The 14,161-nt window shown below is 41.6% G+C and carries 12 protein-coding genes; 4 read left to right on the top strand and 8 right to left on the bottom strand.

Features of this window, described 5'->3' with window-relative positions:
* Window positions 1–65: 65 nt before the first annotated feature.
* From BM156_RS18180 to BM156_RS18170, 3 genes are all read right to left on the bottom strand, one after another.
* Entirely contained in the window at window positions 66–1,088 is a 1,023-nt protein-coding gene (locus BM156_RS18180) for a FecR family protein (protein ID WP_093921333.1), read from the bottom strand.
* A gap of 67 nt (window positions 1,089–1,155) precedes the next feature.
* Entirely contained in the window at window positions 1,156–1,719 is a 564-nt protein-coding gene (locus BM156_RS18175) for an RNA polymerase sigma-70 factor (RefSeq protein ID WP_093921332.1), read from the bottom strand.
* Window positions 1,720–1,958: 239 nt separating this feature from the next.
* The gene (locus BM156_RS18170; protein ID WP_093921331.1) at window positions 1,959–2,822 is read right to left on the bottom strand and encodes a helix-turn-helix transcriptional regulator; all 864 of its coding nucleotides are present in this window, start codon (window positions 2,820–2,822) and stop codon (window positions 1,959–1,961) included.
* A gap of 124 nt (window positions 2,823–2,946) precedes the next feature.
* Between BM156_RS18170 and BM156_RS18165 the strand changes: the two genes are divergently transcribed.
* From BM156_RS18165 to BM156_RS18150, 4 genes are all read left to right on the top strand, one after another.
* Window positions 2,947–3,975 (top strand): L-rhamnose/proton symporter RhaT, encoded by a 1,029-nt coding sequence (locus BM156_RS18165; RefSeq protein WP_093921330.1) that lies wholly within the window; start codon window positions 2,947–2,949, stop codon window positions 3,973–3,975.
* Between the two features lie 20 nt (window positions 3,976–3,995).
* Window positions 3,996–6,719 carry a glycoside hydrolase family 78 protein gene (locus BM156_RS18160; RefSeq protein ID WP_093921329.1) on the top strand — a complete coding sequence of 908 codons (2,724 nt, stop codon included), beginning with the start codon at window positions 3,996–3,998 and terminating at the stop codon, window positions 6,717–6,719.
* Between the two features lie 17 nt (window positions 6,720–6,736).
* Window positions 6,737–8,008, top strand: coding sequence for an L-rhamnose isomerase (locus tag BM156_RS18155; protein WP_093921328.1), 1,272 nt, complete (start codon window positions 6,737–6,739; stop codon window positions 8,006–8,008).
* A gap of 436 nt (window positions 8,009–8,444) precedes the next feature.
* Complete coding sequence (locus tag BM156_RS18150) at window positions 8,445–9,185, top strand: hypothetical protein (RefSeq protein ID WP_093921327.1); 741 nt, start codon at window positions 8,445–8,447, stop codon at window positions 9,183–9,185.
* A 78-nt stretch (window positions 9,186–9,263) separates the two neighbouring features.
* On the opposite strand, the gene BM156_RS18145 is transcribed toward BM156_RS18150, so the two are convergent.
* The 5 genes from BM156_RS18145 to BM156_RS18125 form a co-directional block, all read right to left on the bottom strand.
* Window positions 9,264–9,881, bottom strand: a complete 618-nt coding sequence (locus tag BM156_RS18145) for a class I SAM-dependent methyltransferase (RefSeq protein ID WP_093921326.1) — start codon at window positions 9,879–9,881, stop codon at window positions 9,264–9,266.
* Window positions 9,882–9,885: 4 nt separating this feature from the next.
* A complete protein-coding gene (locus BM156_RS18140) occupies window positions 9,886–10,368 on the bottom strand; it encodes a hypothetical protein (protein WP_093921325.1) in 483 nt (160 codons plus the stop codon).
* Window positions 10,369–10,386: 18 nt separating this feature from the next.
* Window positions 10,387–11,604 carry a SufD family Fe-S cluster assembly protein gene (locus tag BM156_RS18135; protein ID WP_093921324.1) on the bottom strand — a complete coding sequence of 406 codons (1,218 nt, stop codon included), beginning with the start codon at window positions 11,602–11,604 and terminating at the stop codon, window positions 10,387–10,389.
* On the bottom strand, window positions 11,604–12,374 hold the full coding sequence (locus BM156_RS18130; protein ID WP_093921323.1) for an ABC transporter ATP-binding protein: 771 nt from the start codon (window positions 12,372–12,374) through the stop codon (window positions 11,604–11,606). The genes BM156_RS18135 and BM156_RS18130 overlap by 1 nt, the downstream gene beginning before the upstream one ends.
* 68 nt (window positions 12,375–12,442) lie before the next feature.
* Complete coding sequence (locus BM156_RS18125) at window positions 12,443–14,158, bottom strand: ABC transporter ATP-binding protein (RefSeq protein ID WP_170847009.1); 1,716 nt, start codon at window positions 14,156–14,158, stop codon at window positions 12,443–12,445.
* Between the last annotated feature and the right edge of the window lie 3 nt (window positions 14,159–14,161).

The following is a 14,161-nucleotide window of genomic DNA, read 5'->3' as shown; positions in this document are numbered from 1 at the left end:
CCATCGCTTTTTTGTGTTTTGTCATTAGTTAGTTTATTCTTTCTTTAAGTTTGCTACATGGGCAATTATTTTTTTAAGGTTTTAACATCTAATATTATCTCTCTTTTTTTATCGGTGTTAACAGTAAATTTATAGCTATAGCCATAGAGTTTCTCAAACACTTTCAGAATTTGCTCCAATGGTCGATCCCTAAGAATAGTCCCAGTAATCTTATTATCAGCAATTTCCGGAGTCCCAAAATGAATATCAACGTTATACCATCTCTCCAGCTTTCTGACCACATCTGCCAACCTGGCTTTATCCATTTCTAACTTCCCATCTTTCCAACTGGTTAACAAATCAGTCTGAACTTCTTTTACTTCTATTTGGTGTGTTGATACATCTAGCGTCATCTGTTCAGATGGTTTCAGGGTTTGTAAAAGTTTCCCTTGTGTATTTTTAAACTGTACACTCCCTTCTTCTAGTGTAACCGAAATTATAGAATCATCATCATACGATTCGACATTAAATGAAGTTCCTAGTACCTCAATAATCCCCTTCGCGTTCTTTACTCTAAATGGTTTTTCTTGCTGATGAGCCACTACAAAAAAAGCTTCGCCACTAATCCATACCTCCCGTTTTCTGTCATTAAACGACTTACTATATTGAAGTTCTGCCCCTGAATTCAACCATACTTTTGAGCTATCTGGTAAGTTAACTACACTCGTTTGCCCATAAGGAACAGTTACACTACACATTTCTTTTGAAGAATTTAAATACCCCTTCCTCCCCAGCAAAGAACCAATGAAAAGAGCAAGCAGAAAAATCGCGGCATACCCTAGCCAAGGCATGAGTTTTCTAGAAATCTGCGTTGTAACCCAACTCTTTTGAGCGACGTTTTTCCAGGCCTTTTCAGCATCAATCTGGTCAAAAAACTTTGTTTGTTGAATTTGCTGATGAAGCTTTTCTGAGTGCTCATAAACCTGGCGATTTTCTGTTTTGCTCAACCAACTTTCAAAAATATTTTCCTCAATTGCATTCAACTCGCCATTCAACTTGGCGGCAATTAAATCCCACTCTTTTTCCTCTCTCTTATTTTGCATGATCATTGTCGTTTCAATTAAAGGATGCAAAAACAGAGTGAAAGGGTGACAGTATACTATCTTTTTTTTTCGATTACTCAAAATTGCTACCGAACAACAAAAACAAAGTTAACTGATCGTCTTTAAGTTCCTCTTTTAAAAAACGATAAGCTCGCCCCATCTGTGTTTTAACAGTATTTACAGAAATACCTAAAAAAGTAGCAATTTCTTTATAAGACAAATTATTATAGACGGCTAGTTGAAGAATTTTTCTTCGCTGTTCTGGTAGTTTATTGATTGCTTGATGTACACGAACAATTTGCTTTTCTTCTTCTAATTCATTTACATAATCCTCAACATACTCCAACTCCTGAATCACAAATTGACTATTCCCAAGTTTCTCTCCTGATTTACGTAGATGCATTAAAGAAATATTGCGAACCGATAGTAGTAAATAATTTTTAAAAGAGGTTCTTATTTCAATAGAAGTACGTTTTTCCCAGAAATTAATAAAACACTCACTTACTAAATCTTGAGCAAGGTCTATATCATTTAGAATTTTATTCGCATAAAGACAGAGTGGTTGATAATAACTATCAAATACTTTTTTAAAAACCTCTTCATCGCCAGCTTGTATTTCTTTCCAATCGTGGGGCATTCGGTCATCTATTCTCAGGAAATATAACTAACAATATTACGAACTTTTGCCTAAGCCCCAAAACAAACTCAATAAAATAATATTCTATAAAACAAGCCACATGAACTTAAAGAAACTCATAAACGACAACACTCATACCCTTAGGAGTTATTGATAATTAAATCATGGGTAAGAAAAAAGGTCGACATCCCATCCTCATAATCAAGAACTACGCGATACCCCTTGACGGCTAAATAAATCTATTTTCTCAACTTCCCCGGGCTATAGCCCACTTTCTTTTTAAAGAACCGACTGAAATAATGAATGGATTCGAAGCCCAGCTCATAGCTAATTTCCTTGATGCTTTTATTGGTGGTCAGCAGCAGTTCTTTGGCTCGCATTATTTTTAAATCAAGGTAATACTGATGTGGAGATACGCCGGTATATTTCTTAAACATTTTCCGAAAATAAGAATAGCCAATATTGTTCTCCTCGGCAAGTATTCGGACATCAATCATCTCCCCAACATTTTCACGAAGCGTAAACCGAATCTTTTGAATAACCGCTTCAATTTCTTTGCCCTCAAAATTGCGATTCTTCTGCCAAGCCACAATATAGCCCAACAGTTTAACCACCAATCCTGAGGCAATCTGCTGATACCCTGGCTTCTCTGCCAAAACCAAGTCAAAAATCTTATAATAGGTGTCGATAAAGGCTTCGTGAGCACCACAATAAAGCAAGGATTGCTCCATCGAAAAAACCGGTTGAGCCAACAGCTGTCTGGCAATCGTCCCATCAAACCCAATGTAATTTTCGGTCCAGCCGGTTTTGCGATTCGGACGATACCGGTGCCATACTCCGGGACGCGTAATAAGCAAAGTCCCCGGTTTGATCATCGCTTTACCAAACTCATTTTCCAGCTCTCCAAATCCTTCGGTGATGTAATTAATTTGAAACTCATCCAGCATGCGCCCTTGCTCCCACGAAAAATGATAACCGGTCGGATGATCAGCTGAAGGATAATCCACCTCCGCGGCAACCTGCGATTTACCGGCCACATTCAAATACAGGCCCCAATTGCGATCTTCATCTCCGGTTGTTAGGTATTTAAAAAAATCATTCATAAAAGAAGGACAAAAAGTGCAAAAACAAAATCAAATTATGCATTGATAAGCTCTTTTTCAATGAATAACTTTAAAATTCAATTAAGATCAAAATAACTAAACAATCTAAATAAAACCAAAACCTATGAATGCATTGAGCGCAATTGGCATGATCGCACTGGGCAGTATGGGTGCTGCCAGCTTTTATGTTCCGTTTAAAAAAGTTAAAGTTTGGTCGTGGGAATCGTACTGGCTTACACAGGGGATTGCAGCATGGATCCTGGCTCCGTGGATCTCAGCCTTGCTCACGGTTCCCGAGGGAACTTTACTGACCATTCTATCCGAAGCCCCTACTTCATCCAAATGGCTGGCCATCTTATTTGGTGCTTTATGGGGAGTTGGCGGGCTAACTTTTGGGCTTAGCATCCGGCACCTTGGCATTGCCATGGGACAGAGCATCGCCTTGGGTTTTTGCGCGGCATTCGGCACTTTAATTCCCCCCATTGTGGCAGGCGAAAACCTTTTACAGTCCACCTCAGGTTTGCTCATGATTCTTGGCGTTGGAGTTTGTATTGCAGGAATTGCCATTATTGGCTATGCCGGAGCATTAAAAAGCAAAGGGTTAAGCGAAGAAGAGCGCAAAGCAGCCATCAAAGAATTTGCACTAAAAAAGGGATTGATTATCGCATTCTTTGCCGGTGTGATGAGCGCGGCCTTTAGCTATGGCTTTGAAGTTGGAAAACCCATTGATGCCATTGCGATTAAACATGGCACCAATCCGCTTTTTCAGAGTAACCCAACCCTAATTTTTATTCTGACCGGAGGTTTTGCCACCAACTTCATCTACTGCCTTTACCTAAACATCAAAAATAAGAGCTACAAAGAATACTTTTCGGTACCTGCTCAGACACTCCTGAACAACCTATTTTTTACGTTTTTGGCAGGAGTCCTCTGGTTTCTTCAGTTCCATTTTTATGGCATGGGGAAAAGCCAGTTGCCGGCCAGTATTGCCCCCTTTGCCTGGAGCATCCTCATGGCACTCAACATTGCATTTGGAAACATCTGGGGAATTGCCTTAAACGAGTGGAAAGGAGCTGGTCAAAAAACGATGGCTATCCTCATCACCGGAATCATTGTCCTTATTTTATCAACCTTCGTTGTAAACCTTAGCTAACCAACTAAATAACACAACATATGAAACGATTCATCCTAAAGCGAGTTTATTTCTTATTTGTTTTTATTGTAGCCCATTTAGTTACATTGGCAAAAACCGAAATTAAAGATTTGGTTTGCGAATACCAGACCAATCCCATTGGCATTGACGTAACGCATCCTCGGTTAAGCTGGAAGTTAATCTCCACGGACAACAATGTCATGCAAACGGCCTACGAAATCAAAGTAACCGACGCAAAGCCATCGGGAAAGACCATCTGGAGATCGGGCAAAATTAAGTCCGATCAATCGGTAAATGTCGCCTATGAAGGGCCTGAACTAGCATCGATACAACGCGTGTACTGGCAAGTAAAAGTTTGGGATAATGACGGTAAATCATCTTCATGGAGTGATCCCGCCACCTGGGAAATGGGAATCTTAAATCTCGAACAATGGACAGCTTCATGGATTACCGATACCGAATCGCATAAGCAAAATAAATCGATGCCCAGCCCCTATTTCCGAAAGGAATTTGATGCTTCCAAGAAAATTGAGTCTGCCCGAATTTATGTCACTTCCCTTGGCTTGTACCAACTTTTTTTGAATGGAGAAAAAGTCAGCACCGACCTGTTTACACCAGGCTGGACCAGCTACAACAAAAGGCTTCAATACCAAACTTATGACGTAACGTCTTTAATCCAGTCGGAAAATGCTCTTGGAGCCATTCTCGGTGACGGATGGTACCGAGGCTACATTGGATGGAATGATCAACGAAACTATTATGGTGACCGGCTTGCCTTACTTCTTCAACTCCAAATTAATTATACGGATGGGACCAGCGAACAAATCATTTCCGACAACAGTTGGAAAACCTCCAACGGGCCAATTCTTTTCTCCGACATTTACAATGGCGAAACCTACGACGCCCGGAAAGCAATGCAAGGCTGGAACTCGGTGGCGTTTGACGACAGCAATTGGGTACAAGCACAGCTTTACAGTCATACTAAAAAGAACCTGGTTGCCCAGGAAGGAGAACCCGTAAAAGCCATCGAAGAAATAAGGCCCATCAAGCTAATTACAACCCTAAAAGGCGAAACTGTTTTTGATTTGGGACAAAACATGGTTGGCTGGGTCCGACTAAAAGTTAAGGGCGAACGAGGAAGTAAAATCACGCTTCAATTTGCTGAGGTGCTTGATAAAGCCGGTAATTTTTACACCGACAACCTTCGAAAGGCCAAATGCACCGATGTATACATCCTGAATGGTGACGGCGAAGAAGTTTATGAACCACACTTTACATTTCATGGTTTTCGCTATGTTAAGATCGAAGGCTTAAAAACACCACCAACGCTTGACCAAATAACCGGAATCGTCATTCATTCTGATATGCCTCAAACCGGTTCCTTTGCATGCTCCGAACCTTTAATCAATCAATTACAACACAACATTCAATGGGGCCAAAAAGGGAACTTTCTGGATGTCCCTACCGACTGTCCACAACGTGACGAGCGATTAGGCTGGACGGGAGATGCTCAAGTGTTCAGCATGACGGCTGCCTTTAATTTCAATGTTGCTCCCTTTTACACCAAGTGGATGAAAGATTTGGCTGCAGACCAACTCGAAAACGGACGCGTTCCGCATGTCATTCCGGATGTTCTAAAAGGCGACGGAGGCTCAACAGCCTGGGCGGATGCTGCCTTAATTGTTCCCTGGACAACCTACCTCGCTTATGGTGATAAGAAGATATTGGAAGAACAGTACCCAAGCATGAAAGCCTGGATTGGCTACATGCAGGAACGTGCGGGCAAAGACCTGCTTTGGACCAAAGATCCGCATTTTGGCGACTGGCTGGCTTTTGCAACCAACCGATCAGACTATCCGGGAGCTACAACAGACAAGGATTTGATTGCAACCGCCTACTTTGCACACTCGACCGAACTTTTGGGCAAAATAGCAAGCATTCTAGGGAAAGCTGATGAGGCTCAATCCTACGCCAAACTTGCCGAAGATATCAAACAAGCATTCCAAGGTGAGTTTATGACTCCTTCCGGCCGTTTGGTCTCACACACCCAAACTGCCTACTCGCTGGCTTTGATGTTTAAGCTTCTTCCAGAGGACCTTGTTCCTGAAGCCGCAGCCTACCTGGCAGAAGATGTCAAGAAAATGGGACACCTGACAACCGGATTTGTTGGCACTCCCCTACTTTGCATGGCCCTTTCAAACTATGGTTACGAAGATTTGGCCTTTATGCTGTTAAACCGGAAAAAATATCCATCCTGGCTCTATCCGGTAACCCAAGGAGCAACCACCATTTGGGAGCGTTGGGACGGACAAAAGCCTGATGGCAGTTTTCAGGATATTGGGATGAACAGTTTTAACCACTACGCTTATGGGGCAATAGGCGAATGGCTGTATCGCTACGTTGCCGGAATCGATATTGATCCTGCCAACCCTGGCTACAAACACATTCTTTTAGCTCCTCATCCCGGAGGTGGGTTAACGCATGCTGAAGCCGAGTTAGAATCCATGTACGGAAAAATTAAATCAGCTTGGCAAATCAACAAACAGGAAATGCAATATGAAATTATCATTCCGGCCAACACAACAGCCACGGTCAGTTTTCCCCAGCTAACCAATGATTCGCTTCAACTTAATAGTGAGCAACTCCCAGAGAACCTGTCCAAGCAACTAACAACAGGCCATAACCGCTTAACGCTTGGCTCCGGACACTACACGTTCAACTATCAAATGCAAACAAACGAATAACCCCAAAAACAAGAAAAATGAATAAAAATCAGATTGAAAAAGCATACCAACTCGCCAAAACGGCTTATGCTGAGTTAGGTGTTGATACCGATGCAGTGTTGGAACAAATAAACCAGGTTGTTATTTCATTGCACTGCTGGCAAACCGACGATGTGGGGGGCTTTGAAACTCCTGATGCGACACTTTCAGGCGGCGGTATTCAGGCCACGGGCAATTATCCGGGTAAGGCGAGCTCGATTTCTGAAATGCGCCAAGACCTGGAAAAAGTCTTGTCCTTGCTTCCCGGCAGCCAACGCCTAAACCTACACGCCATTTACGGCGATTTCGGTGGAGAGCTTGTTGATCGCGATCAGATAGACCCCAAACACTTTCAGAGTTGGATTGATTGGTGCAAACAACAAGGCATTGGCATGGATTTCAACGCAACCTGCTTTTCTCATCCCAAGGCTGCCGATGGCTTCACCTTATCGAGCAAAAACGAGGTAAATCGCCGCTTTTGGGTGGAACATGTCAAACGATGCCGGGCAATAGCTGCTGAGGTTGGGAAACAACTTGGCACGCCATGCATTCACAATACCTGGATTCCGGACGGATCAAAAGACACGCCCATTGACCGGAATGGACACCGGACGCTGCTAAAACAATCGCTCGATGAAGCGATGAGCATCGACTACCCCAAAGAATACATGAAAGATGCCGTTGAAAGCAAGCTCTTTGGGATTGGTGCTGAATCAATGACGGTTGGCTCGCATGACTTTTACCTGGGCTATGCCATTCAAAACAACAAGCTGATTTGCCTGGACAACGGACACTTCCACCCAACAGAGCAAGTTGGAGACAAACTATCCGCCTGCCTGCAGTTTGTTGATGAAGTCCTCCTCCACCTGACCCGTCCTGTTCGCTGGGATTCGGATCATGTGGTGACCCTAAATGAAGAAGTGCAGTTAATCGCTTCTGAAGTGATTCGCAACAACTTCCTCGACCGGGTTAACATTGGGCTCGATTTCTTCGATGCATCCATCAACCGGATTGGTGCTTATGTGGTTGGAACGCGCGCTGCCCAAAAAGCATTTCTAATTGCCTTGCTTGAACCAACCGACCAACTAAAGTCGCTGGAAGAAAAAGGACAACTCTTTGAGCGCTTAGCCTTGTTGGAGGAACTTAAAACCAAGCCTTTTGGAGCCATTTGGGACTACTATTGCCTCAAAGAAGGCGTTCCCGTAGGCGAAGACTTTATCAAAACCATTCAGCACTATGAAACTGAACAATTGAGTAAGCGCCAGGCTTAATGCTCATAAAAAAGGTCGTATTTGAAATTTCGATCTACCCCAAAATACTAAAACAAAGGCTGCCAATCGGTGGCCTTTGTTGCTGTAAATGATCTCCCCACAGACGCTTCTCCTTTCAGAAAAAACCTTCTTACGGGTAACCTTTCAAAATTTAACTACGTCTAATTAAAATAATAGATCGTTAGATTTTTAGATTTCAGACTGTCAGACATTTGCGATGTGTTGATTTCAAGCAAATTACAAAACGCCCTACAAGACCATAAAGCATTAAATATGAGGCTACTATAAAAACTCAACGAACTATTGCTTAACCAATGAAGACGAAAACTTCCAGGCCCCATTTCCTTCAACCAAAAATCAAGGCTTCCACTAAGCCCAAATCACTCCCCTGGTTTCGATTAAATCAACTCAGGTATAACCACTAAAACGAACACGTATGAAAATCAGCAAAAACGAAGTTATTCAAGCAAACGAAACAATTATCCGAAACTTTGTACCGGCCTTGATGGAAGGCGATGACATCAATACCTATTTGAAACGAATTGGAGATAGACTAAGCGTGTCTCCCGACAACTCGGAGAATGACACCGTTCAGGTCAACATCAAACCCAACATGGTTATTGTTGTAAGCAAAGAAGGAACCCTCGATAGTATCAACGACCTACTGGACAACGTACTGGAGGAAGCTTCGTCCATTGGAGCGATTGGCCTTGATCCAACAGGCTTAATGCAACCCGTAAAAGGCTTGGGCGGCGCCACAATTGATTTAATCAGAGAGATTGCCAAAACGCCGGCCAAGCAAGGAAACCTCAACTTTTCGATCCCCATTCATTTTGAAAAATCCCCCAACGATGAATTGGTGATGACCTGCGAAGTTCATGGCTGGACTGTTACCACCGATGTTGACGCGCCCGAGGAAGCCAACTTCTTTTTCAATGCCGACATTGAAGGCGCTGATGGAAACCGCATTGAAACTAAAAATGAAAATTTAAACGACCAGGTGGAAATCACCAAGCAAAACTCAGAAGTAAAATACGCCAATCCGGAAGGCCTGGTCAATTCAAGCTTTGAAAGTTCCTGGAATATCATTACCGATGGCGATGTTAACAGCGTTGCCGTAAGCCTTATTCAAATTGCCGAAATCAAACTAAACTACAGACACAACAGAAGAGGATAAGTTCGGAAAGTAAGCCAGTAACAGCAAACAAAGAAGCGCTTAAATCATCAACTCAAGCGCTTTTTTGTTTCACAAAACTCAATCAAAACCAGCTATCAACTCAAACAACAGCATATAATTACATCCCAAATCAATATAAGCAGTTTTCTTTAACCCATATTGGGAAAGTCTTACTTCCAACTCCTCAGGAGAAATGCGCATACTTAGAGGAGGTCCAAAAGGCATTTCCTCTTTTTTGCACTCAATGACTGCTAACTGAGCTCCAGGTTTTAGTATTCTGCTTATTTCAGGAAAAAGACGCTTGCATTTAGCTGTCAACTTTTGGGCATGCATTACTGTCGCTAGAAGGCAATGATCGGCACAGTTATCATCGAGGGGGATTGTCTGGCAAATATCGTTTTCAATTGTTATTACATTGTCAAGTTCCAAGCGACTGGCTTCGTTTTCGATTTCAGTAAGCATCCCGCTCCAAATATCCATCGCATACACTTTACCCAAAGGGCTCACTAGCTGGGCAGCCAATAACGAATAATCCCCGGAGCCACAGCCCAAGTCTACAAAAACATCTGCTTTTTTAATGTTTAATTTTTCAAAGACTAAGGCTGAATCATGCATATTAAAACTACTAGGGCCTCGTTTTCGGTGTGTCCGGTGTTTGTGTATAACAGCCTGATTTTCTTGTTTATATTTTTTCATATTTCTATTGATTATTTTCCGAGATATAGCATTCTGAAGGAATATTTACATTTACCATATTGGTCTGTATGGCTTTTTCTTTAAGTTTCCGTTTCAATATTTCCATAAATGTCCCCTGCTTATAGTTTGAGTTCTCTTCTATACCCTTTATTTCACATGCAGGAGAATTTTTTACTCCCACTATTCCGCATATCTCAAAACCTTGTTTCTTATATTCTTCAACTTCCTTTACAAAAGGAGACAAGGCTCTTGAATATAAATTGTCTAAACTCTGGCTTGAAAGCTTCCCCAATAAGGAATTGAAACCGGTTTTTCGTTCCTTACCCTCACATAACATGATCAAATGGGGGCATGGAATCTGAATGATTCCTGCCCCACAATCAAGCAATTCGTACAAAACCTCTTTCATGTCATTTCGATATTGAGGCGAAAATCCCTTTGTCAACAGGCAATGAGTAACCAAAACTATTTTATTACAATTTTCCATGGTATTCGAAGTTTAATTTTAGTCTTCTCCATGTCCCGAAAGTTCCGATATCTCTCGAATCGTCTTCCTTAGTTCATCATCCATTCCTTCGATGTCGACATCCAAAAATCCACGGACAATTAAAGCAATGGCCTGCATTTCGTCCAGTCCTTTCGACTGCAGGTAGTTTACTTCCCCCATATCAATTCTTCCAATAGCGGCTTCATGCGACATTCTGGCTTCAGGATGAGCTGCTCTTAAGCCCGGAATTGCTTCTATAATCCCCTTATCGCTCAACATTAGTCCAGAACAGTCGACATGCGCCCTCGCGTTTTTTGCGGCTCCGATCAACAAGCCAGTCTGAATGACTGTTCCGCCATGATTCACAGCTCTCGCGACCAGTTCAGCTCCGGTATTTTCACCTTCCATCAAAACCGTTCCCCCAATATCGCAGTATGTACCAGGAAATGATGCCAAAACGGTCAAATATTTGGCATTAGCACCTTTTCCTCTCAAATAAGTAGATGGATTATTTTCAATGTATTTCGGAGGTTTTACTGAATAGTAATTACTAACAAATCGACCATTTTCGTCAACGATAGTAGCTGTTCGAGGATGCACAACAAAGTCAGCCCCCCAGTTGTGAATCATCGTGTTGGTTAATTTTGCCCCTTTGCCAATAAAGTGTTCGCTTACGGCAATATGCAATCCACCTTTAAGCGAGCATCCCGAAGTACAGCCTGTAATTAAATTCAGTTGCGCCCCATCTTCCAATACCACAATATTATGGATACACATGGTACTCATTTCCCGATGCATAAACATGGCCGTTTGCATCGGTTCATCCACAATCACATTTTCTTTTACGCGAATAAAATAGCCGTTTGCCGCCTCGTTAAAAGCGGTTTGAGTAAATTCATCCTGCTCTTTATCAACTGCCCTGAAATAATACTTCTCTTTTATTTCAGGGTAAATTTTGAATGCTTCTTTTAAAGGAATTATCTCAACTCCGGGGATTTGAGGAATTGACCTGTAAACATCAGCACCATACATTAAAAACTTTCCAGGAGAAGCATTATCAAACAAATGAATACCTACTGCTTTTAACGAGCCTAGATCTTCATTATTTAATGATAAATTCTCAAAAGAACTAAAAGAATTCCCAGCTTCTTCAATATTGTCAAACCGGGAATAGTCCACGCCTGCCTCATTCTTTTGCATTTTTGCATCTTGCATTATTCCTGCGAATTGTTCCATTAGTGTTCCTCCTGATTAGCATGTTGACATTCGATACAATAACTGTAGCCCAGTGCCCTTATTTGCTCCATCATAACAGCCGGATTTCCACTGCAACAAATTTTCCCATCAAGCATAATATGAGCCTTATCGGTATGGATATAGTTTAGAATTTCAGCCGAATGGGTAGCAATTAGGCCTGAGCTCCGAGCTTGCGGATTGCACCTTTCTCCCTCCTGTTTTTTCTTTTGCAATATTTCAGTTATCATTGCCCCAATCATTTTTAGATGCTCAGGATCAACCCCTGAGTCTGGTTCATCCAATACTAAAAAATCCGGTCTGGTCAATAACAACAGAAACAACTCTGATTTTTTTATTTCTCCGCCCGAAAAGCCATCATTTATATTGCGATTAAGAAATTTATCCATTCCGAAATGCTCCAGCATTTTTATCCTGAATGTCTCATCGTTCATCTTTTCGGGAGCAAGCAAATTTACGAGGTACTCTAATTTTACCCCTTTTATTGTCGGAGGACGTTGCTCTGAAATACCCAGCCCCAACTTTACTCTTTCATCGATGTTTAGCTCCGTAATATTTTGTCCGCGAAACAGAATTTCACCACGAGTAACTTTGTATTCGGGATACCCCATAATTGTAGAGATTAAAACACTCTTCCCAGAGCCATTTGCTCCAAAAAGCGCGTGGACTTCATTTTCCGGAATACTCAGATTAACTCCTCCTAGCACTTCCTTTTGTTTCACACTTACATGTAAATTATTGATTGTTAGCATCACATTTTATTATTTAGGAATCCTGACTGATTTCAGCAACTTGTCAGAATTAGTATGTAACCACATTGTTAGTTTGTAATCTTCCAGCCGACGGTGCTTTCCTGGGTTTGCCACATTTTATGGTACAAGCCTTGCTTCTTCAATAAGCTACGGTGGGTACCTTCTTCGCAAATCTCCCCGTTGCTGAGTACAATAATTTTATCGGCATTTTTAATGGTTTTCAGCCGGTGAGCAATGACGACCACTGTCCGATTTCCTAATAGATTGGAAATTGCTTCCTGAATAAAGAATTCGTTTTCCGGGTCCAATGAAGATGTTGCCTCATCAAGCAGAACAATGGGAGCATCCTTCAGCATGGCCCGGGCAATGGAAAGCCGCAGCTGTTCTCCACCCGACAAGTTACCTCCGTTTTCATCAACCATTGTGTCGTAGCCATCAGGCAATTTGGTAATAAACTCGTGACAATTTGCCCTTTTAGCAGCATCAATCACTTCTTCTCTGCTGGCATGCTGTTTTCCAATCCTAAGATTGTTGTAAATGGTATCTTTAAACAAGACAACCTTTTGAAACACCATACTTATTTCCTGTAAAATTTTCTCAGGGTCAACATCTTCCAATTTATTATTTCCAATACAAATACTTCCGTTGTTTACATCGTAAAATCGGGCAATAAGGTTTGCCATAGTCGATTTTCCGGAACCGGAAGGCCCCACCAATGCCGTCATTGAACCATGAGGAATGGTAACATTAATGCTCTTCAGTACTCTTGTTTTATTGTATCCAAACGAAACATCATCAAATACAATGTCTTGTTTGCTTAAATCGACATTGGTTTTATTGCCGGTAAGCTGTTTTTCGTTGAACAAACTTTGAATGGTTTGACCGGCAATTAGCAGGTAACGTATTTTCACATAATTGATTGAAAGAGATTTCAGATTCTCAAAAAAACGGGAGCTGATAATAACAAAAACGATAAACGTTTTTCCACTCAGGCTTCCACCAGCCATAAAGCTCGCCCCCATTAATATCAACATAACGAGTCCAAAATCGATGGATATACCAGACAAGGTCATCACGGGGCTTAAGATCCCCTCAACTTTCAGGCTTCTTTTTTTAAAATCGTCCATTTTACCGACCAGATCGTCCATTTTTTGGTGGGAATTGTTGAACGATTTAATAAACTTGATGCCATTAACAAATTCAATAATACTGTTGGCCAAAGCCGATGAAGATTCATACAAAGCTTTGCCCCTTACATGCATTATTTTTTTAGCCCAAACCAACAAGCCTAAAGCCAAAGGCATGGTAATTACTGTTGCCAACGCCATGCGATAATCGATGAAAAACAGCCCCGTAGCGACCAGTATGCTCAGTACCAATGTGGAGATGAATTCGGGCAAAAGCATGGTTATAATTTGCTCTACCTTATTTACATGATCGAGTGTTTTATTGGACAATTCGCCCGTATCATGACTGCTAAAGAAGCCCAATGGAAGTTTTCGGATATGTTCCCCCAGTCTTAATCTTAAATCTTTAACCATTAAAGTCCCATCTGCACGGGAAACAGTTACACTTAAATAAGAAAACAACATTCTAAAGACAGCGCTTCCAGCAATAAAACCAATGTACACTTGAAGCTTTTGCAAGGTAAATGTATGGTCAATAATATTGCATAAAAGGAAATACAAAACGACAAACGGAACAGCCCCTAAAATGGCCTCAAAAATTGATATCAAGGTTACCCGAACCATGCGGTTATGGTATTTCCCTGCAATTAAGTTCATCAC

This window comes from Sunxiuqinia elliptica (assembly GCF_900113005.1).
GTDB lineage: Bacteria > Bacteroidota > Bacteroidia > Bacteroidales > Prolixibacteraceae > Sunxiuqinia > Sunxiuqinia elliptica.
The sequence above is the reverse complement of the archived record's forward strand: the minus strand, read 5'-3'. Positions and strand labels throughout refer to the sequence as shown.